The following is a 21,285-nucleotide window of genomic DNA, read 5'->3' on the forward strand; positions in this document are numbered from 1 at the left end:
AATCAGGATCATGCTACGTCCGCATCGAACTGGATGCTGTGCAGGCGTTTATAAAGGCCATCCGTTGCAAGTAGTTCACGCCGACTGCCTTCTTCTACGACCTGTCCATTATCCATAACGACGATCTTGTCGGCTCGGTTTATTGTTGAAAGCCGATGAGCGATGACAATAGATGTTTTGTTCAGTGTCAGGCGCTCAAGCGCATCTCGCACAAGAGCTTCGGATTCCGAATCCAACGCACTGGTCGCCTCGTCAAGGATCAAGATATCTGCGTCTCTCAGCATGGCGCGAGCGATCGCAACACGCTGTCTCTGACCGCCGGAAAGGCCTGAGCCATTTTCACCAAGCTTGCTGTCGTAACCGTCAGGCATCTTCATGATAAAGTCATGGGCATTGGCAGCCTTGGCAGCAGCAATGATCTCTTCTTCTGTCGCATCGTCCCGACCAACGGAGATATTGTGCTTTACAGTACCCGAAAACAGGAAGGTTTCCTGGCCGACATAAGATACGTGCTCGCGCAGGCTCGCAAAGGAAACATCGCGCAAATCCATACCATTGATTTCAACGGAACCATTCTGAGGATCGTAAAGGCGCATCATAAGATTGATGATTGTGGATTTGCCGCTGCCGGAAGGACCGACCAATGCGGTCATCTTGCCGCCCTCGAAGAGTACGCTGACGTCCTTCAGAACCGGCTGGCCAGAAACATATTCGAAGCTGACGTTCTTTAGTTCCACGTCGCCACTGGCCTTGGGGAGAGGCAGAGCATCTTTCTTTTCGGCAAGCGTCAACGGGGCGTCCAGAACCTCGAACATCATACGGACACCGATCATGCCTCCTTCGATCTGGATTCTCATACGCGCCAGACGTTTTGCTGGTTCGTAAGCAAGAAGCAGAGCGGTTATAAAGGACATCAGATCGCCCGGAGACCCGCCTTTCTCCAGAACGGTGTAGCCGGAAACGGCAATAACGACGGCAATCGCAAGGCCGGACAGCGTTTCCATGATCGGACTGGTCGCCGCTTCAAGCTTCGCAATACCATTTGCTCGATGCTCGACGTCAGACACTGCCTTGTTCATACGTTGACGCATAAGCTTCTCAAGCGAAAAGGCTTTAATCACGCGGACGCCGATGCTGGTTTCCTGCACGACGTTGACGATTTCGCCAAGCGAAGCAAGCTCCGCCTCCATGATCTTACGCACCCGGCGCAAGACAAGACGGACGCTGAAGATGGCAAGAGGGCCTATAATCATCGAAATCGCGCTCAGAAGAAAATTCTGGGCGAACATCACCACGATCAAACCGATGAGCGAAAGCAGGTCGCGGATAAAGGACGTCACGATTGTATCGATAACGCTCCTGGCAGCCTGTGCATTGTAGGTTACGCGAACTAGCAATTCCGACGATGGCAGGTTTTGAAAGAACGATACGCCTTGCTTCAGCAGGCGATCATAGATTTTACGTTGCTGCTCCGCGACTATGCTGTTGCCGGCTTTGCTCAGATAGTAGCTCTGAACGAACGTGGCGAGGCCCTTGACGATGAATATCGCGGCAACCGCAAACGCAATCTCAAGGACGACATCAAAGCCACGCTTCAAGTAAACGCTATTAACGATATCGCGCATGATCCAGGCGCTGAGAGAGGTCGTTGCGGCAACAACAACCATTGCCGCGATTGCCATCGAGTACCAACCGACATGCTTCTTAAAGTTCTCTTTGAACAGTCGTACCAGCAGCTTCTTGTCGTTTTGCGACAAAAATGATCCGATCACAGCGATATTCCTAATTTGTGCAGAAACTACATTTGGTGAGTGTTTATCACGTTAGACGAACAAACCCAAACGGATGGAGTGGTGTTCGGTGTGTAGCGCTCATATATGATGGCTCAAGTTTCATGCTCGAAAAACTCAAAGCTTAACACTGGTCCAAATGCCGAGGCACGGCTAATCCAAAATTGGCTTAGTGCACTTAAATGGGTGATCACTAAGTGTCAATCTCCCTCTGGCGAGGATGTCATCACGCCCCGTTCTGGCAGAGGGAAGAACGGGAGAAATCTCCGCTTTAGATGTTGGATGGAAATGTGTAGTTTTGCGCGACTAGAAGGTTCTCGACGTTGACAAATGTGCTGTCCAAAATCTATATGCCAAAATGCATGGTGGGCGATCGGCAACAGCGTGGCATATGAGCTCGTAAGTTTTTGCAATCTAATATGTTTCATGACGGAAGTGTCCGTCAGGCAGGACGGTAAATGCCCCAAGTCTTTTTTGATCTGTCGGAACTTTTCCTGAATTCGGGAGTCAAGTTTAAATATTACGGAATTGCGCGAACCGTAATGGAAGTCGCTTATGAACTGACTTTGGCGGATAAATCTGTAAGGTATGTAATCTATTCGCCGCTGCATCGTCGGTTTTTTGAGGTTTTTCCCCGTACTGGTGACGCATCGCCAACCGGTGTTCTGGATCCCAATATTCCTTCAAGCGCCACGCCATTGCGTCTGAGGCAGAATCTTTTTGATACTAACTTTTTGAAGTCTTTTTTCTACGGGATGGTGCGCACGATAGTCGAGCATCGCAATCGCAAACGTTGGGCAACTATTCCGGCGAGTGCTGTTCGGGAGGTTAATCTCGACGGGCAAATTCTGGTTTCGCTGGGCAGGCCAAAAATCATGTCTGACTATATCATGGCGTTGAATGAACGGGGCGAAAAAGCCACTTTCATTCCGATGCTCCATGACATGATCCCATTGCATAATTTCACACATCGGAATCAGTTTTCGTTTCCGCGGAATTTTATTCACGATAACAAGGTCGCTATCGGGGCAGCGGCGCTGATTTTGACAAATTCGGAATTTACGGCGCGGGAAGTAAAGCATTTTTCAGATATGGGGACATTGCCGCCAGTGCCGGACGTTGTCGCTATCCCGCTTTGTAATGAACTTCGGCCGACGGTTGAGCCAATAGATAAGAAGCCCCCTCAAGGTCGTTACCTTCTGGGCGTCGGTATTTATAACGGCCGTAAGAACTTGGAATGTGTTGTTGAAGCCATGCTTCTATTACAGGCTTCCGGTGTCGTTCCGCCCGCACTGGTGTTGGCAGGCGCGAGACGTAAAAGAGTTGAAAAATTCTTAAAGCAGGAGAAGTTTCGCCCTATAGTCGACAAGTTCCACTTTGTTCTTAACCCGAACCAAGCGGAATTACGTCTGCTTTACGAAAATGCCTACGGCCTCGTTTTGCCGAGCAGGATGGAAGGGTGGGGCTTGCCGATTAGCGAAGCTCTTTGGTGCGGGACCCCGGCTTTTGCCGCGGATGTGCCGGCCTTGAGGGAGGCAGGGGGTACACTCGCACTGTATTTCAATCCGGAGAAACCGGATGAACTGGCGGATTTGGTTCGCAGGTTGTTGCTGGACCCGGATAGGTATGCTGCCTTGAAAACGAAAATAGCCGAATTCAAACCACAAATGCGGACATGGCGAAATGTCGCGTCAGATATACTTCATTCGGTACACAAATTTGACCACAAAGAGAGACGGGTGGCGACCTAAGGCTGCAAGCTGACATCGGACGAGTTCGATGCGGTGCTAGTTCTAAACCCGCTTATGCGGCCTGATCGACGTCCTCAGCTCCACCAGCCGCTCCAGCGTCTCAAGGCTTCGCTCGGGGCAGGCGGCGGAGAGGGCAAGGGCCATGGTTTCCATGGCGATGAAGGTGGGGGCGTGGAGCGCCACGCCTTCGTTTTTGGCGCGGGGCAGGAAGAGGCTGGCGTTGGCGTGTTTTTTAAGCACGCTGTCTTCCTGGCCGAGCAGCATGATGATCGGGATGTCGAGGCGGCCGGCTTCGGCTATGGCGGTCTGGGCTTCGCGGTGGGCGCGGCCGTGCAGGAGCATGATGAGGACGTGGCCGTTTTCAAGCTCGAGCAACTGTTCGGCAAGCGCGATGCCGGTGGCGTTGAGCGCATAGGAATGGACGCCCGAGCGCTGGAACAGCCTTGCGGCATAGGTGGCGATGATGCCGGAGGCGCCGATGCCGAGCACGCCGATGCCACGCGCTTGCGAGAGAAGCCGCACGGCCGCCGCCATGGCTTCGCGGTTTTCGACGCTTGAGAGCATCTCCAGCGTGTTCTTCTGATTTTCGAGTACGAAATCTATCGCTGCATCGCAGTTGCCGGATATGGATTTTGTCGTCGCCGCCATTTTTTCGACGGGCGAATCCGTCACGCCCAGATAGGCCTCCAGCGTTTCCTTGAGATCGACCAGCCCCTGGAAGCCGAGCGCCTGTATGGCGCGGATGACGGTCGCATCGGATGTATTGGTCTCGAAGCCGATTTCCAGTGCCGATTTGGCGAGAACGGCATGGCGGTGGCCATCAATATATTCGGCAACGGCAAGCAGGCCCGGTGACAGGCGGTCGCGGCGCTTGCGCAGCTGCTCTCCGAAACGGTCGGTGCGCCGAAGCCTCGATGTATGCGTTTCGCCAGCCGGCATGAATTCTTCCGTGAAGCTGAGTTTTCTACTCTTCTTCTCGAATTAGCAGCGCGCCAAGCCGGGAGGCAAGCGCTTTTGTCCGTAGTGATCGTCGCCGTCACTTTTTGTGCGCTGGCCGCACCGTCAAATGCGACTGGACAGCAGCTACCATGAGGCTGAGCGCGGCATAGGAGTTGGAAATCGCTTCCTCGCGCGGCAGGAGGATGTACCGACCGTTGCGGCAGGCCTCGAGAAAATTGCAAAAACCCGGCATTACGGTTTCCATCATGTCGATTTCCGCCTGCGGCGAAGCGCCGGTATCGGAGCGATAGGGATCGAAGATGATATCGGCATCGAGTTCCGGCAAACGTTCGGCGCTGATCTCGATACGGTCGCCATCCGGAATGGCGTCGATGATGGCGGGGAAACGGAAACCCGCATCCCGCAGCACGCGGCCGAGCGCCCGATAGGTGTGGTAGACACTGATCTTGCCGTTGAGCGGCTGGAACACCGAAACGGTGATGGCGCCGGTATCGACCGATGCCTTCAGCGCCTCGATCTGTGCGCGGTAGCGCCGGTCCAGCACGGCAAGGCGCGCCTGCGTGCCGGTCAGCTCGGCCAGCACTTTGTAAATATGCGGCGCGCCGTCCTTGGTATTGTCGATGGCGACGGTCGGGGCGATCTGCGCCAGTTTTTCAACGGGGGTAGGCCGATCCGGTTCGGTCAGGATGAGATCGGGCTTGAGGGCGATAATCGCCTCCAGATCGGCATTGAGGGAGCCGATATAGGCGATGTCGCTATTGTCGAAATCAACGCCAGTCAGAATGGCGCTGGAGCGCAGATAGGGTTTGCCGTTCGCCCCCACGCGGCCGTGGCTGCCCACCGGCGTCACGCCGAGCTCGATCAGCGGAATGGTGAGGTCGATATCGTGTAGCGTCACGATGCGTTTCGGCTTTGCCGGAATGGAAACGCTGCGGCCGAGGTCGTCGGTGAAACTTCGGCTAGTCTCTTCGGCCTGGGCCGTCGCTATGCCAAAGAGAAAAGCGGCAACTGGGAGAAAGGCGAGAAGTGTTTTGCGCATGGGGGACCTATAGGCGATGCCGGTGAAACCAGAGAAGAGCAAGCAGCGTGGGTGGGCCAACGGCGGAAAGAACGAGGCCGGTCGGTAGCTCCAACGGTGAAAAGGCGGTTCGGGCGATGGTGTCGGATGCTGCGACCAGAATTGCGCCTGTCAGGCCTGCGCCCAAGACAAGCCCGGGATAGGAGCCGCCGGGCAACAGAAGCCGGGTGATATGCGGCCCAATCAGACCGACAAAACCGATGCTGCCGGTGAAGGAAACGCAGGATGCGGTGAGTGTGACGGCAAGCGTGACATGAAGCACAGAAAGGAGACGGCTATGGACGCCAAGCGCGGTCGCCGCATGATCGCCGAGCGCCTGCACGTCTGCGGCGCGCGCCGTCAGGAGCAAAAGGCCAAGGGCGATGAGGAGGATGACGGAGAGGATTGAAACGGCGGTCCAGCTTGCGCTCTGCAGGTTGCCAGCCATCCAGATCATCGCCGTCTGCAAATTACGAATATCCAGCGACGCCATGAGAATAAGCAGCAGCGCTGATAAAAACCATGAAAAGCCGATGCCGGTCAACACGAAGCGCAGGCGCGAGGTTGCGCCGGAGAGCATCAGAACGATTGCGGCACTTGCCATCCCGCCGGTAATACCCGCGACGGGACGCAACGTGACCGGAAGGGACGGCAGCAGGAACAGGCAACCCAGCACGGCAAGGGATGCGCCCTCGCGCACGCCGAGCAAGCCAGGATCGGCAAGGCCGTTGCGGGTCGTGGCCTGCATGATGGCGCCGGCAATGCCGAGCATGGCCCCGGCCACCATCGCAAGCGCCAGACGCGAGAGCCGGAAGTCGAGAACCACGACCGCGTCGGTCACGGCGGGATCGGTGTTGGTTTCGGTGACAAGCGACCACAGGGCGGAGGCGGGAATATGCTGGCTGCCGGCGGTGAGCGACCACAGGGCGACGAGCATGAGGCAGAGGAAAAGCACCAGCAGAGTGGTTAGCCGCGACGGCATGAAGCGGACGGAAAAGCGCCCCAGTCGGACAACCCGGTAACGGTTCATTTCAGCACCCTGCGCACCAGCCAGAGAAACACCGGCGCGCCGACAAGGCCGGTCATCGCGCCGGTGGGCAGTTCTTTCGGCAGGAGAATGAGGCGGGCGACAAGATCGGCGGCGATCAAGAGGACTGCGCCGCCGAGTGCAGCGATGGGTATGGCAAGCAGAATCCGACCCGTTTTCAGGCGTGCAACGAGCGGCGGTACGACCAGGCCGACGAAACCGATGGGACCGACGACGGCGATGGCCGCGCCGCAGAACAGCGATATGGAGACAAGCGCCAGAATCCGCGTCGAACGGATCGGCACGCCAAGCGCTGCGGCTGCGTTGTCGCCCAGCCCCAGTAGATCGAGCCGCGGAGCGACGGCGAAAGCGAGGACGAGCGCAATCATTGCCGCAGGCAGGGCGGCGGCGATGGCTGCCATGGAAACGCCGGCCGTATCGCCCACAAGCCAGAAACGCATCTGCTGCAATGTTTCCTCATTGAGAATGAGGATGGCGGAGGTGAGGGTTCCGGCAAGCGTGGAAAGCGCAATGCCGCAAAAAACGAGTTTTGCCGGTGTCAGCCCCTGCCGACCGGCGGAAGCAAGGAGAAGTACGATCGAGAAGCTGATGCCCGCGCCCGTCGCTGCCAGCAACGGGCGGAGGAGCGGCGTTGCGATCAGCCCGAACGGCATCACTGTCGCCAGAACGACAGCGAGGCTCGCCCCGGCATTCAACCCCAGAATATGCGGCTCGCCAAGCGGATTTCGAAGCAGGGTTTGCAGCAGAAGCCCCGCTGTTCCAAGGCAGGCCCCGGCCTGCATCGCAACCAGCAGACGCGGCAGGCGCAGGCGCATCAAAACCTGCTGGTCGAAATTGCGGGCGTCATGCGCAAATATCAGATCGTGCAGAACCTGCGGCGAAATGGGGCGCGGGCCGGTGGCCATATGTGCCAGCACAAGAAGCAGCATGGCGAGCAGAAGGAGAAGTGCTGCCGCAAGCGTGCGGCCATAGGCACGCTCGCGCAGGGCAAGGGCGCCTCCGCTGGTTGCGTTGGGCATCATGCCGCGCCGGCCCGTCCGGGCAGGGGAAGAAATACCGGCCGTGCCGTTACCGGATGCATCAGCTGGGCAACTGCCATGTCGAAGACATCGGCGATAATGCCGGCATCGCAGGCCGCCGCTGTTTCCAGCCGGTGCCGCAGCCGCCCGTCTTTCAGGAAAATCAGGTGATCGGCATATTGCATGGCGAGATTGATGTCGTGCAGCACCGCCACGATCGTGCGGTTGTGGTGGTTGACGAGGCCCGCCAGCATGTCCAGCACCTCCATCTGGTGATGCAGATCGAGAAATGTCGTCGGCTCGTCGAGAAGAATTATATCCGTCTGCTGCGCCAGCGCCATGGCGATCCAGGCGCGCTGGCGTTGCCCGCCTGAAAGGCTGTCGACCGCTCGATCCGCCAGTTCGGACATGCCGGTCACGGAAAGCGCCTCTTTCACCGCGCGGGCGTCTTCCTCGCTCCATTGCTTCAGAAATCCCTGATGCGGGTAACGGCCCCGGGAGACGAGATCGAAAACCGAAAGCCCCTCCGGCGTATGGTTCTGCTGCGCCAGCATGCCGAGCTTTTTTGCCACCTTCTTGGTCGGTTGGCGGAAGATATCGCTACCGTTTAGAAGAATATGGCCCCGCGTCGGCCGGTGCAGGCGGGCAAGCGCTGAAAGAAGCGTGGATTTTCCGGAGCCGTTCGGGCCAAGCAGAATAGTGAAGCGGTTCGGCGCGACATCGATGGACATATCCGCAAGCACCGGCGTGTCGCCGTAGGCAAGCTCGATTGCCTCTGCCGCAAGCCCTGTATCCGTCCTTATGGGTCTCATGCCGTCGTTCAAAATCGTCCCCGCCTTAATGAATTGCCACCAGAATTATTGATGACTGTAGTAGTCAAGTATATAGCGTGCGAAAAAGCAGTTTTTGCCGGTCGATTTGAACAAAAAGCGGCTGTCATGGGCTGAAATGACACGGAAGGAAGCGCGAATGCAGCCTTCGGTGCCGACGTTTTGCCGCGCTGATGCGGTAATAAAGTTGACTACTACATTCATCAATTGAAAGAGCGGTGCATCGTCGCGATGACGATTTGGGCAGTCGGGGACAAGACAGGATGCATGACGGTTCGATGATCATTAGGGTGCGCTCGCGGGCGCTGCTGACATTTCTTCTGGCTGGGGTTGCCCTGCCCGCATTCGCGCAGGACAGTACTGCGCCGAAAAAGAATGCCGACGGGACGACCGTGCTCGAAACCATAACCGTCAATGCGGATGTGAAAAAAGGTGCGCGCGGTTATCAGCCGGTAACGACGGGCACGGCGACGCGCACTGAGACGCCGCTCCTCGATATTCCGCAATCGGTCAATGTGGTGACGGCCGAGGTGCTGCGCGATCAGCAGGCGCGCTCGCTGGACGATGCGCTGGCAAATGTCAGCGGCGTCACCCAGGCAAATACGCTCGGCGGTACGCAGGATGCCGTCATCCGCCGTGGTTTCGGGGACAATCGCGACGGGTCCATCCTCGTCAACGGGCTGAAGACGGCCTTGCCGCATTCCTTCAACGATACGGTCGAGCGGGTGGAAGTGCTGAAAGGCCCGGCCTCCACGCTTTACGGCATTCTCGATCCCGGCGGCATGGTGAATGTCGTGACGAAGAAGCCGGAAGACACGTTCACAGCGGAGGCCTATTCGCGCTTTTCCGCCTATGGGGCGGGCAAGTACGGCACATCGGGCGGTTTCGATGTGACCGGTCCGATTGCGGGCACGGATTTTTCCTATCGCCTGATCGGCGAGGGGGAAAACAGCGATTACTGGCGTAATTTCGGTGAGAAGAAAAATTGGCTGATCGCGCCTTCGCTGAAATGGAGCGGCGAGGACACCGATATTACGGTTTCCTACATGCATGAGGACTACAGCGTGCCGTTTGACCGCGGCACGATCTTCGACCCGGCGACCGGCAAGGCGATCAACGTCAGCCGCCGCCTGCGCCTTGATGAAGCCTATAATATCACCGACGGCAAATCCGATCTGGCGAGCATCGCCGTAGACCGTCATCTCTCTGATGACTGGAAGCTGTCGCTGAATTACGCCTATAGCCGCAACGAATATTCGGACAATCAGGCGCGTGTGATGGGCTATAATTCCCGCACCGGACAGGTGACGCGACGAGCCGATGCGACGCAATATTCCACGATCTACAATCACGCGGTGCGGGCGGATCTGACAGGCGAGGCCGAAATCGGCGGGCTGCGCAACGACCTGCTGTTCGGTGCGTCCTATGACTACAGCGACACCCTGCGCACCGACATGTTGAGATGCGCGAATTCCACGAATTTCAACATCAACAATCCGGTTTATGGCCGCTTGGCGGTGTGCACCACGGTGAGAGCGGTCGACAACGACCAGACGGAAAAACTTTCCACCGCCTCGATCTACATGCAGGACGCCCTGCATCTTAACGATCAGTGGATCGCGGTCGGCGGCTTGCGTTACCAATATTACGACATCTATGCCGGTAAGGGCCGTCCCTTCGTCGTCAATACCGAGAAGGATGGCGGCGAACTCATTCCCAATGCCGGCCTCGTCTACAAGCTCACTCCGAATGCCTCGCTTTACGCCAATGTGGCCAAAACCTTGCGCCCGCAGTCATCCATCGGCGCCTATTATGGCGGGCTTGATCCAGAAGAGGGCATTTCCTACGAACTGGGCGCGAAGTTCGATCTTTTCGACGGGCTCAACGCCAATATCGCCCTGTTCAACGCCCGCAAGCGCAATGTCGCCTATTCGGAGGATGTCGGCGGCGTCTCGACGGTGAAGGCCGCCGGGCTCGTCCGTTCGCGCGGTGTGGAGGTCGATATTGCCGGCAGCCTGACCGACGATCTCGATCTCATCGCAAGCTATGCCTATACGGATGCGCTCGTACTCGAAGATCCCACCTATGCCGGCAAGCGCCTGCCGAATGTGGCGCGCCACACCGGCTCGCTCTTTCTTGCCTATGATGTCGGTGAGGTCGGTCCGAACGGCAATACGCTGCGCATCGGCGGTGGCGTCCGGGCGGTGGGTGAGCGCGCCGGCATCAACGACAATTCCTATAATCTGCCGGGCTATGCGGTCTTCGACGCCTTCGCCACCTACACGCTTCAGTTCGAAAAGCCGGTGACGCTGCAACTCAACCTGAAGAACATCTTCGACAAGACCCATTACACCTCGTCCATTGGCTCCACCAGCTATGCCAATGCCGTGGGCGAGCCCTTCAATGTCAGCCTCACGGCCAGCGTGAAGTTCTGACAACGGCGTCGACCGGAAAACAATCACCAGTCATGAGAGCGGGGTGAACGCCCCGCTTTTTATTTCCACATGGCGCGCATCCGCGCACCCACGTCAATGCGGATCTGCTGCGCGCTGCGCTCCGAAGCTGCGGCTGAAACCAGCGGCCAGGCCATCGTCTCGAAGAATTGCAGTAAGGTCGCCGGAATGAAGCGGGTTCTTGCGGCGTAGACATGCCGGTCGCCTTGCTGGTTCTGGCCGCCGGTAAAGAAACGTTGCGGCGTGATCAGTGACAGGCTGTCCTTGGCGCGGGTCATGGCGACGTAAAGCAGCCGGCGCTCTTCCTCCAGTTCCTGGGTGGTGCCGACACCGAGGTCGGAGGGAATGCACCCGTCGACCACGTTCAGAATGAAGACGGAGCGCCACTCCTGGCCTTTTGCCGAATGGATGGTGGACAGGCTGAGATAATCTTCATCGAGCAGCGGCACGCCAGCCTGATCGCTGGTGGCGTCGGGCGGATCAAGCGTAAGCTCGGTCAGGAAGCGCTCGCGTGAAGGGTAGCCGCCGGCGATCTGCTCGAGTTGCAGCAGATCGGCCTTGCGGGTGTCCGCATCTTCGTGGATGCGCTCGAGATGCGGTTCGTACCACAGCCGCGCCTGCCCGATTTCACCCGGCCAGCCATTGGGGCCCTGTCGCAGGCCCACCAGCATCTGCGTGAAGGTTGTCCAGTCATCGCCGGTCTTCGGCGGCGGTGGAATTTCGGCAAGGGCAAGCAACGGCTCGGGGTCTGTCGCGATCGTATCGAGAATATTGCCGGCCTTCTTCGGTCCAATGCCTGGCAGCATCTGTAGCAGCCGGAAACCGGCGACGCGGTCGCGCGGATTTTGGGCAAAACGCAGCACGGCCAGCATGTCCTTCACATGGGCGCTGTCCAGGAATTTCAGGCCACCGAATTTGACGAAGGGGATGTTGCGGCGGGTCAGTTCCACCTCGAGCGGGCCACTATGGCTGGAGGTGCGGAACAGCACGGCCTGCTGTTTCAGCGTTATACCGGTTTCGCGGTTGGCGAGGATCTGGTCGATGATGAAGTTCGCCTGCTCGGTTTCATCCTTCACCGTTACGAGCCTTGGGCGCTCGAGCGATACCCGTTCGGTCCAGAGGTTTTTGGTGAAGCGCTCGCGCGCGAGATCGATGACGCCGTTGGCGGCCGCAAGGATCGGCTGCGTCGAACGATAGTTGCGGTCAAGCGTGATGATGTCGGCAGCAGGGCTGAAGGAAGCCGGGAAATCGAGGATGTTTCGCACGGTCGCCGCACGGAAGGAATAGATCGACTGCGCGTCGTCGCCTACCACGGTCAAGCCGCGGCCATCGGGCTTCAGCGCCATCAGCACCGAAGCCTGCAGCCGGTTGGTATCTTGATATTCATCGACCATCACATGGTCGAAGCGGTTGCCTATATCGTCAGCCAGAACGGGGTCGCTGACCATCTGGGCCCAGTAGAGCAGAAGATCGTCGTAATCGAGCACGTTCTGGACCTGCTTGGCCTCGACATAGGCCGCGAACAGTTCCTTGAGTTCGCTTTCCCAGTTCGCAACCCAGGGATAATGCTGGCGCAAGATGTCCTTGAGCGGCGTCTGGGAATTTACGACGCGCGAATAGATTGCAAGACAGGTGCCCTTCGTCGGAAAGCGGCTTTCAGTTTTGGAAAAACCCAGCTCGTGCCGCGCAAGGTTCATCAGGTCGGCACTGTCTTCGCGGTCGTGGATGGTGAAATCGATGTTGAGGCCGATTTGCTCGGCGTAGATGCGCAACAGCCGTGCACCAATGCCGTGAAACGTGCCCGACCAGGCCAATGCATCTGTCATGATTGCCGAATTTGCCCCGAGGACCTGCTTGCATATCCGTTCGACACGGCGCGCCATCTCGGAGGCGGCGCGTCTTGAGAACGTCATCAGCAGGATGCGCCGGGGATCGGCGCCATTCACGATAAGATGCGCAACACGGTGAGCTAGCGTATTGGTCTTGCCCGAACCGGCGCCGGCGATGATCAAAAGCGGACCGGCGACATGTCCATCCACCAGTCCAACACCATGTTCCACGGCCTTGCGTTGCTGCTCGTTCAGTTTTTCCAGATAGGCAACCGCCATCCTGCACTAATCCTCGATATCTGTTCTAGGCGAAGTTGCCTGCCCGAAAACGGCGGGCGATTGAGCCCGCGCCGCCGTTTCGCGTTCGTACCGCAATGATTAGCAAAGACTCAAACAGCAAGCCAGAACAAATGCTGAACGCAAAAGCCTTGCTGCGCAAGTCCGGTTGCCGCCATCACCTGACAACTCGATTTCTGAAGGCTCTTCCGCGAATGTTGCCTCAGGAGCGGAAGCGGATATGCTGTCGTCGCATCGCCGGAAATCAGATGAGGCAGTTGTCTCATTGGTTTGAAAAAAAGGGATATTTCATGTTTTCCGAGGCGCTTTTTCTGCTTTTTCCGGGAGCCTTGAACCCTATCGGGTTTAACGGTCATTGCCCCGGAAGAGGCTTATACACTGGGAGGAAAAAATCATGAGACGACTTAAATTCTACCTGATCGCTCTGGCCGCAATCACCGCCTCGACATTTGCACAGGCCGAACAGAAAGCGATGAAATCCGATGTCACCATCGCTTCTGACATCAACTACCTGCTTTATACGCCCAAGGATTACGCCGGCTCGAACAAGACCTATCCTCTTGTCGTCTGGCTGCATGGCGGCGATCAGGGCGGCAGCGACGTCGAAAAGCTACGATCGAGCGGCTTGCCGAAAATGATCGAGGAGGGACGTGACTTTCCCTTCCTGGTGTTTTCACCGCAAAATCCGAGCGAGGAACTACTTTACCCGATCGAGCGTGTTGCAAGCGTTCTTGAGGCGGTGGTGGCCAACCACCGGGTGGATCGGGAACGCATCTATCTGATCGGCTATAGCCGGGGAGGGTTCGGCGCATGGTCCATGGCAGAGCAGTTTCCTCAAACTTACGCCGCGGTGGTTCCGATTGCCGGCGGCGGCATTCGGCACTACCTCAATCGAACGAACGAGAAGGCGGCTTTCTGGGCCTTTCATGGTGCAAATGACGAGGTTATCCCGTTATCCGATACAGTGGTTCTTGTGCAACGTCTGAAGGAGCTGAAGCGCAATGTTCGGCTCACCGTGCTTGAGGACACGGACCATCAGGCGGTCGAGGGAAAAGTGCTGAACGACGAGGGGATGTGGACTTGGTTGCTTGAGCAGAAGCTCGCGGGCGAAAAAGCACCCTCGGGTCCGTAAATCCGGGCCAACCGCTGTTTTTTACAGCTGACATTGCCGTTTCTGCCGCGTTTCGCCATTGCAGCGCAGGCTTGCGATAATCTGCGACCCTTTCAGCGAATGCACTTTATCGCTTGACTCCCTACGCGGAAATGGTGCTAATACGCATTAGCTGCTAATACGTATTAGCATGGAACCAATGCCGAAGGAGGGCATGGCGTGTCCAGTCACAGACGTCTCACGCAGAACGATATCGCCAAGCTTGCCGGTGTCAGCCAGGCAACGGTGTCGCTTGTTCTGAACGGCGCGCCGGCAGCGGTCGCGCGCATCCCGGACGAAACCCGGGAAAGGGTGCAGGCCGTCATTCGCCAGACCGGTTATGTTGCCGATCCGATTGCGCGGCGCATGGCCAAGGGGCAGAACCGGATCCTCGGCGTTTTCACCTATGAGCCAGCATTCCCGAGCGCCCAGGCCGACTTCTTCACGCCGTTCCTGCTGGGTATCGAGGAAGAAGCGCAGCAGCAGGCTTATGATCTTCTGCTGCTGACCAGCGCCGGCGTCGGCAATAACCGCAAGATTTTTTCGGAAGGCAACAGGCTCAGGATCGCCGATGGCTGTCTGGTTCTCGGTCGCGAATTCGACCGCAAGGAACTCGCCCGGCTGGTCTCGGAAGACTATCCTTTCGTGGCGATCGGCCGACGGGGAGACGCTGGCGGGCCGGTTCCTTATGTGGGCGGCGACTATGCCGCGGGAACGCGGCAGCTCGTCGAGGACGCCAGAGCGCTGGGGCACTCGAAGCTCGCTTATATCGGCCCCGATGGCCCGGCGGAATCGATCGCCGACCGCTGGCGTGGTTTCAGTGCGGCGCTCGGTGATGCAGCCACGCTTGCCCTTCATATCAAGGCCGTTAACCGGCCGGCGGACAAGATCCTCGATGCCATCCTTGAAAGCGGGGCGACGGCGGCCTTCTTCATAGAACTGGCCGATGCCGTGCGTGTCGAAACCCTGGCAAGGGCGCGCGGGCTTGCCGTGCCCGGGGCTTTTTCGATGATCGTGCTTGGCAGCCATATCAGGGCCGCGCGCAGTCCGGTGCGCTTCACCTCCTATGAAATTCCCCGCGAGGAGATGGGCCGGCAGGCGACTGCCATGCTCGTCAACCGCATCGAGACCGGCAGTCCGGGTAGCCAGATCCTTCTCAAATGTGAACCCGTCAGAGGGGAAACATTGGGCCCGGCCCCGGCAGGCTCCGCAAACAAGTCCCCAGTCAACAAAACGGATGTGACGACGTGAAAGACATGCAAGCAGATATTCTCGTGGTCGGTGGCGGCCTTGGCGGCGTGGCGGCGGCACTGGCTGCCGCGCGGGCCGGAAAGCGCGTTATCATGACCGAGGAATATGACTGGATCGGCGGACAATTGACCAGTCAGGCCGTTCCGTCGGATGAGCATTCATGGGTCGAGCAATTCGGCATCACCCGCTCTTACCGGGCGCTGCGCAACGGTGTGCGTCAATATTATCGTGACCATTATCCGCTGACGGAAGGCGCACGGGCATGGGGTGATCTCAATCCGGGCGGCGGATGGGTGAGCCGCATCTGCGCCGAGCCGCGCGTCAGCCTCGCGGTCATGGAAAGCATGCTGATCCCCTATATCGGCGCCGGCCGTCTGACGGTGCTCAAGCCCTGGCGTCCGGTCGCGGCCGATGTCGAGGGCGACAGGGTTCGCTCAGTAACCGCCCGTCATCGCGACAGCGGCGCTGAAATCGTCATTTCCGCCGATTACATCCTTGATGCCACCGAACTCGGCGATCTGTTGCCGATGACGGGCACGGAATACGCCAAGGGTTTCGAGGCGCAGTCGGACACGGGTGAACCCAGCGCGCCGGCCGAAGCCCAGCCGGACAATGTGCAGGCCGTATCGATCTGCTTTGCCATCGACCATGTCGAGGGTGACCAGACGATCGACAAGCCTGACAATTACGATTACTGGCGCTCGTACCAGCCGCATTTCTGGGGTGGCCCGCTCCTCGGTTTCACCGCACCGCATCCGCGCACGCTTGAGCACACCACCCGATCCTTCACGCCAAATCCCGATGACGATCCGCTGCTGGTGGATGCCGACCAGCGCAAGGGCGGCGGCGATGAAAACCTCTGGATTTTCCGCCGTATCGCGGCGCGGAAGAACTTTACGCCCGGTTTCTACAAGTCCGACATCTGCCTCGTGAACTGGCCGATGATCGACTATATGGACGGCACGATTATCGATGTGTCGGAAGAGGAAAAGGCGCGGCATCTGAAGGCGGCGGCGGACCTTTCCTATTCGGTCTTCTACTGGCTGCAGACGGAAGCGCCGCGTCTTGATGGCGGGCAGGGTTTCCGCGGGCTGCGGCTGAGAGGCGATATCACCGGCACCGAACATGGCCTCGCCATGGCGCCCTATATTCGTGAAAGCCGCCGCATCAAGCCGGTCACGCGCATCGTCGAGCAGGACCTTTCCTACACGGTTCGCGGTGACAAAGGCGCGGTGCGATATCGCGACAGCATCGGTATCGGCATGTACCGCATCGATCTGCATCCATCGACCGGCGGCGACAATTACATTGACGTGCCTTCCTGCCCCTTCGAGATTCCGCTCGGCGCGCTGATCCCTGAACGCGTGAAGAACCTCATTCCAGCTGGCAAGAATATCGGCACGACGCATATCACCAACGGTTGCTACCGCCTGCATCCGGTCGAATGGAATATCGGCGAAGTGGCTGGAATGCTTGCGGCCCACTGCCTGGAAAAAGGTCTCGCACCGCATCAGGTGCAGGAAGACGACGACCATCTTCATGCCTTCCAGATGGCGCTGACCCGCGAAGGCATCGAAATACGCTGGCCGGACATAGCGGCCTATTAGGACGGCGGACTGCCGTTCGATCGAACCCATCTTTGGAGGAGGACTGGGAATGAACAATCATTGGAAAATGCAATCCACCGCCTGCGCGCTGGCCCTCATCGGCTCGTTTGCACTGGCCGGAACAGCCGCGGCGCAGGATGCGATCAAGCTGCGCATGACGATCTGGAGCGCCAACGAGGCGCATCTGAAGCTGTTCAACGACATCGCGGCCGGCTTCAAGAAGGACCATCCAAATGTCAGCGTGACCTATGAGTCCCTGCCTTTCGACACCTACACGACTGCGCTCACGACCCAGATTGCGGGCGGCAATGCGCCTGACATGGCGTGGATTTTCGAGACCTCGGCCTATGATTTCGTCAAGTCAGGCGCGCTCTACCCGCTCACCGACACGCTGAAAGCCGCGCAGGGTTACAATCTCGAGGAAGTCAGCGCCGGCGCCACGGAACGCTGGTCGCAGGATGGCAAGCTCTTCGCCTATCCGTTCTCGACCTCACCCTTTGCCGTCTTCGCCAACAATGATCTCATCAAGGCCGCAGGCGCCAAGACGCCGGCGGACATGATCGCTGCCGGCGAATGGACATGGGAGAACGCCATCGCCACGGCCTCTGCCGTCGCAAAAGCCGGCAAGGGCGGGCTTGTCGTCCGTGATTTCAATTACCAGAGCTGGCAATATCTCACCTCGGTGTGGAACGGCTGGGGTGCTTCCCCCTGGAGCGCTGACGGTACAACCTGCACCATGGCGGAAAAGCCGATGGCGGATGCCGTCTCGTTCATCCACGACGCCATCTTCGAGAAGAAGGCCATGCCCGGTCCGGGCGAGACGGTCGATTTCTTTGCCGGTAATGCGGCCATGACCATAACCCAGATCAGCCGTGCCTCGCTTCTGCCGAAGGACAAGCCTTTCGGCTGGGACCTCGTGCCGCTGCCCAAGGGGCCGGCTGGCGAATATGCCTTGATCGGCCAGGCGGGCATCGGCGTCATGCAGTCCGGCAAGAATGCCGAGACTGCAGCCGAGTTCGTCGCCTACATGACCAATCCGGAAAATTCCACCAAGCTCAGCCAGTTCTTTCCCTCGGCGCGCAAGTCGCTGCTGAATGCGGAGGTGTTGAAAAAGACCAATCCGCTGCTCAGCCAGGAGCAGATCGAAAAGGTCGTCATATCAGGCATCGCCACCGGCAAGGTCATGCCCGGCCATACCGGCTTTGCCCAGATCCAGCAGATCGTGCGCTCGAACCTCGACGCCGTCTGGCGGCCGGAGGCCGATGTCGCGGGTGCGCTTCAAAAAATCTGCGGCCAGATCGGGCCGCTCCTGAAGCGTTAAGGAGAAAGCCATGGCTGTCGCGCAGGAAGTTACCCGTCGTCAAGATCGCCCGGTATCGGCGTTCTGGACCATCGCGCGGCGCGACAGCCTCGCAGGCTTTCTGTTCATCGCCCCGCAACTGATCGGGATCGCCATCTTCGTGCTGATCCCGCTCGGGTTGGTGTTCTGGTATTCACTGCATGAGTGGAATGTGCTCGCCAATACCTTCACCTATACCGGTACGCAGAACTACCGGATGTTGATGGAAGACGGCAATCTTCGTGGGGTGCTGGGCGCGACCGCGATCTTCTCGGCCGGGCTTGTCGTGTTCAACCTGTCGCTGGCGCTGCTGCTCGCCGTGCTGCTCAACCAGAAACTTGCCGGTATTGCGATCTTCAGAACCCTGTTCTTCTCGCCGGTGGTTGTTTCGCTGGTCGCCTGGACGATTGTCTGGGGTTTTCTGTTGCAGAAGAACGGCGGCATCAACGGCATGTTGCTGATGATCGGCATCGAGGGGCCCAACTGGCTGCGCGAGGAGACGACAGCGATGATTTCTGTCATCGTCGTGCAGGTCTTCAAGAATGTCGGGCTCAACATGATCCTGTTTTTGGCGGCGCTCCAGGGCGTGCCGAAGGAACTCTACGAGGCGGCCCGCATCGACGGTGCGCCCGCCTTCAAGCAGTTTCGTCGCATCACCCTGCCGCTGATCAGCCCCACTATCCTGTTGACCTCGATCATCACCATCGTCGGCTCGCTGCAGGTGTTTGCGCAGATTGCGGTTCTGACCCAGGGCGGGCCGGGTCTCTCGACCACGGTGCTGGTCTATTACCTCTATCAGCAGGCCTTCCAGTTCCATTTCTTCGGTTATGGCTCGACGCTTTCCATCCTGCTGTTCCTGATCGTCGCAGTATTGACCTTCGCCCAGTGGCAGATGCGCAAGAGGATCGTCTTTTATGAAAGCTGACCTTTCCCCCCGCATGCAGGTGACGCTTTACGGGCTGTTGTGTGTGCTGTTGATCCCGTTCGTTTTCCCGACCTGGTGGATGGTGACATCATCGATCAAGCCGATCAGCGACATCTTCGCCTTCCCGCCGCAGTTCTTTCCCCAAAACCAGGATTGGACGACCTACTCGAAGGTATTCGAGTTGCAGCCCTTCGTGCGGCAATATTGGAACTCCGCCTATATTGCTGCTGTCGTGACGATTGGCACGATGATTGTCTCCTCCATGGCAGGATATGCCTTCGCACGTATCCGGTTTCCGGGTGCCAATCTGATCTTCATGATCGTGCTGCTTGGCCTCCTGATCCCCTCGGAAGTGACGATCGTGCCACTGTTCCAGATGTTCCTGAAGGCCGGCATGGTCAACACCCACTGGCCGTTGATCCTTGTTCCGATCTTCGGCGCGCCAAGTGTCTTCGCCACCTTCGTCATGCGGCAGTTTTTTGTCACACTGCCGGGCGAGCTTGAGGAAGCGGCGCGTGTCGATGGTCTCGGGCGTTTCAAGATTTTCCGCAAGATTGCGCTGCCGCTGGCAAAACCGGCGCTGGCGTCGGTCGCAATCTTCACCTTCCTGCATTCCTGGAACCTGTTCCTCGAGCCGATCGTCTTTCTTTCCAGCGCCGAGATGTTCACGCTGCCGCAGGCGCTGACCCAATATACCGACGCCTATGGCGGGCCGATGTGGAACATCCAGCTTGCCGCAGCGACGCTCACCGCGCTGCCCGTGCTCATCGTCTTCGTGATTGCCCAGAAGCAGTTCGTCGAAGGCCTCGCCCATACCGGCCTCAAGGGCTGAAGAACCGGAATCGATCGATGGCTAACGTTACCCTGTCCGACATCCGCAAAAGCTATGGCGCGGTGAAAACCATTCACGGTGTCGATCTCGACATCAGGGATGGCGAATTTGTCGTCCTTGTCGGGCCCTCCGGCTGCGGCAAGTCCACATTGCTGCGGATGATAGCCGGTCTTGAAACGATTACCGGCGGCGAACTCAGGATCGGCGAGCGGATCGTCAACGATCTCGACCCGAAGGACCGCGATATCGCCATGGTGTTCCAGTCCTATGCGCTTTATCCGCATATGACGGTCGCCAGCAACATGGGCTTTTCGCTGGAGCATCGTGGTTCAAGCAAGCTGGAAATCGCTGAAAAAGTGAACTGGGCAGCGGATATTCTCGGCCTCACACAGCTGCTCGACCGTTATCCGCGCCAGCTTTCCGGCGGCCAGCGCCAGCGTGTTGCGATGGGCCGTGCCATCGTGCGCAACCCGCAGGTGTTCCTGTTCGACGAACCCCTGTCCAATCTCGATGCGAAACTGCGCGTCGTCATGCGCGGCGAGATCAAGGCGCTGCACCAGAAGCTCAAGACCACCACGATCTATGTGACGCATGACCAGGTGGAGGCGATGACGATGGCGGACAGGGTCGTGGTCCTGAACGGCGGCAGGGTCGAGCAGGTCGGCACGCCGCTCGAACTTTACGACCGCCCGGCAAATCAGTTCGTCGCCGGCTTCATCGGATCACCATCGATGAATTTTCTGTCCGGGACGATATCGGCAGGCGGTTTTGAAACCGGGGGTGTGGTCTTGCCCCTGCCGGCTGCTGCGGCCGGTCTGGCGGGAAGAGGGGCCGTCTATGGCATCCGTCCAGAGCACTTCTCACTTGATGCGTCCGGCGTACCGGCGGAGATAATGCTCGTCGAACCGCTGGGATCGGAAGCGCAGGTCACCATGAAACTCGGCGGCTCAAGGGTGCTAGGCGTCTTTCGGGAACGCATAGGGCAGGCAGTCGGCGACGAGATAAGGGTCTCGCCAGCGCTTGACGGCATCCATCTGTTTTCGGATGAAAACGGAGATCGGCTGAACTGATTATCGCGCCCGCGGCTGGCACGAGCCGCGGACCCGGTGTCCGTCTGAACGGAGCCCCGTCGCGGTTCAGGCCGTTG

The 21,285-nt window shown here is 58.6% G+C and carries 16 protein-coding genes; 9 read left to right on the forward strand and 7 right to left on the reverse strand.

Translation table 11 applies throughout. From position 1 onward, the window contains the following. Positions 1-8: 8 nt before the first annotated feature. Entirely contained in the window at positions 9-1,772 is a 1,764-nt protein-coding gene (locus V6R85_RS22105) for an ABC transporter ATP-binding protein (RefSeq protein WP_111817297.1), read from the reverse strand. A 476-nt stretch (positions 1,773-2,248) separates the two neighbouring features. Here V6R85_RS22105 and V6R85_RS22110 point away from each other — a divergent pair, with 476 nt between their 5' ends. Next, positions 2,249-3,541 (forward strand): glycosyltransferase family 4 protein, encoded by a 1,293-nt coding sequence (locus tag V6R85_RS22110; RefSeq protein ID WP_111817298.1) that lies wholly within the window; start codon positions 2,249-2,251, stop codon positions 3,539-3,541. A gap of 42 nt (positions 3,542-3,583) precedes the next feature. On the opposite strand, the gene V6R85_RS22115 is transcribed toward V6R85_RS22110, so the two are convergent. The 5 genes from V6R85_RS22115 to V6R85_RS22135 all read right to left on the reverse strand — a co-directional run bounded on the left by V6R85_RS22115 (position 3,584) and on the right by V6R85_RS22135 (position 8,437). After that, positions 3,584-4,480, reverse strand: coding sequence for a MurR/RpiR family transcriptional regulator (locus V6R85_RS22115; RefSeq protein WP_111817299.1), 897 nt, complete (start codon positions 4,478-4,480; stop codon positions 3,584-3,586). Positions 4,481-4,577: 97 nt separating this feature from the next. Beyond that, positions 4,578-5,540, reverse strand: coding sequence for an ABC transporter substrate-binding protein (locus V6R85_RS22120; protein ID WP_111817300.1), 963 nt, complete (start codon positions 5,538-5,540; stop codon positions 4,578-4,580). A gap of 7 nt (positions 5,541-5,547) precedes the next feature. Beyond that, positions 5,548-6,588 (reverse strand): FecCD family ABC transporter permease, encoded by a 1,041-nt coding sequence (locus V6R85_RS22125; protein ID WP_111817301.1) that lies wholly within the window; start codon positions 6,586-6,588, stop codon positions 5,548-5,550. Next, on the reverse strand, positions 6,585-7,625 hold the full coding sequence (locus V6R85_RS22130; protein WP_223216040.1) for a FecCD family ABC transporter permease: 1,041 nt from the start codon (positions 7,623-7,625) through the stop codon (positions 6,585-6,587). Before V6R85_RS22130 ends, V6R85_RS22125 begins: the two co-directional genes overlap by 4 nt. Continuing rightward, on the reverse strand, positions 7,625-8,437 hold the full coding sequence (locus V6R85_RS22135; protein WP_111817303.1) for an ABC transporter ATP-binding protein: 813 nt from the start codon (positions 8,435-8,437) through the stop codon (positions 7,625-7,627). The genes V6R85_RS22130 and V6R85_RS22135 overlap by 1 nt, the downstream gene beginning before the upstream one ends. A gap of 296 nt (positions 8,438-8,733) precedes the next feature. Here V6R85_RS22135 and V6R85_RS22140 point away from each other — a divergent pair, with 296 nt between their 5' ends. After that, positions 8,734-10,890, forward strand: a complete 2,157-nt coding sequence (locus V6R85_RS22140) for a TonB-dependent siderophore receptor (RefSeq protein ID WP_336377207.1) — start codon at positions 8,734-8,736, stop codon at positions 10,888-10,890. Positions 10,891-10,949: 59 nt separating this feature from the next. Here the strand turns inward: V6R85_RS22140 and V6R85_RS22145 are convergent, their stop codons facing one another. Further along, positions 10,950-13,016 (reverse strand): ATP-dependent helicase, encoded by a 2,067-nt coding sequence (locus V6R85_RS22145; protein WP_111817305.1) that lies wholly within the window; start codon positions 13,014-13,016, stop codon positions 10,950-10,952. 412 nt (positions 13,017-13,428) lie between these two features. Between V6R85_RS22145 and V6R85_RS22150 the strand changes: the two genes are divergently transcribed. The 7 genes from V6R85_RS22150 to V6R85_RS22180 all read left to right on the forward strand — a co-directional run bounded on the left by V6R85_RS22150 (position 13,429) and on the right by V6R85_RS22180 (position 21,208). Further along, complete coding sequence (locus tag V6R85_RS22150; protein WP_111817306.1) at positions 13,429-14,166, forward strand: PHB depolymerase family esterase; 738 nt, start codon at positions 13,429-13,431, stop codon at positions 14,164-14,166. A 198-nt stretch (positions 14,167-14,364) separates the two neighbouring features. After that, positions 14,365-15,435 (forward strand): substrate-binding domain-containing protein, encoded by a 1,071-nt coding sequence (locus tag V6R85_RS22155; protein WP_129565338.1) that lies wholly within the window; start codon positions 14,365-14,367, stop codon positions 15,433-15,435. Between the two features lie 5 nt (positions 15,436-15,440). After that, positions 15,441-17,042, forward strand: coding sequence for an FAD-dependent oxidoreductase (locus V6R85_RS22160; protein ID WP_336377217.1), 1,602 nt, complete (start codon positions 15,441-15,443; stop codon positions 17,040-17,042). 49 nt (positions 17,043-17,091) lie between these two features. After that, positions 17,092-18,363 (forward strand): ABC transporter substrate-binding protein, encoded by a 1,272-nt coding sequence (locus V6R85_RS22165; RefSeq protein WP_336377208.1) that lies wholly within the window; start codon positions 17,092-17,094, stop codon positions 18,361-18,363. Positions 18,364-18,373: 10 nt separating this feature from the next. Beyond that, positions 18,374-19,306 carry an ABC transporter permease subunit gene (locus V6R85_RS22170; protein ID WP_129565340.1) on the forward strand — a complete coding sequence of 311 codons (933 nt, stop codon included), beginning with the start codon at positions 18,374-18,376 and terminating at the stop codon, positions 19,304-19,306. After that, positions 19,296-20,138: an ABC transporter permease subunit gene (locus V6R85_RS22175; RefSeq protein ID WP_129565341.1), complete on the forward strand. Its 843-nt coding sequence runs from the start codon at positions 19,296-19,298 to the stop codon at positions 20,136-20,138. The genes V6R85_RS22170 and V6R85_RS22175 overlap by 11 nt, the downstream gene beginning before the upstream one ends. A 17-nt stretch (positions 20,139-20,155) precedes the next feature. Then, positions 20,156-21,208, forward strand: coding sequence for an ABC transporter ATP-binding protein (locus tag V6R85_RS22180; protein WP_336377209.1), 1,053 nt, complete (start codon positions 20,156-20,158; stop codon positions 21,206-21,208). Positions 21,209-21,285: the final 77 nt, after the last annotated feature.

The sequence above is a fragment of the Agrobacterium sp. CCNWLW32 genome, from assembly GCF_037083425.1.
Lineage (GTDB): Bacteria > Pseudomonadota > Alphaproteobacteria > Rhizobiales > Rhizobiaceae > Agrobacterium > Agrobacterium radiobacter.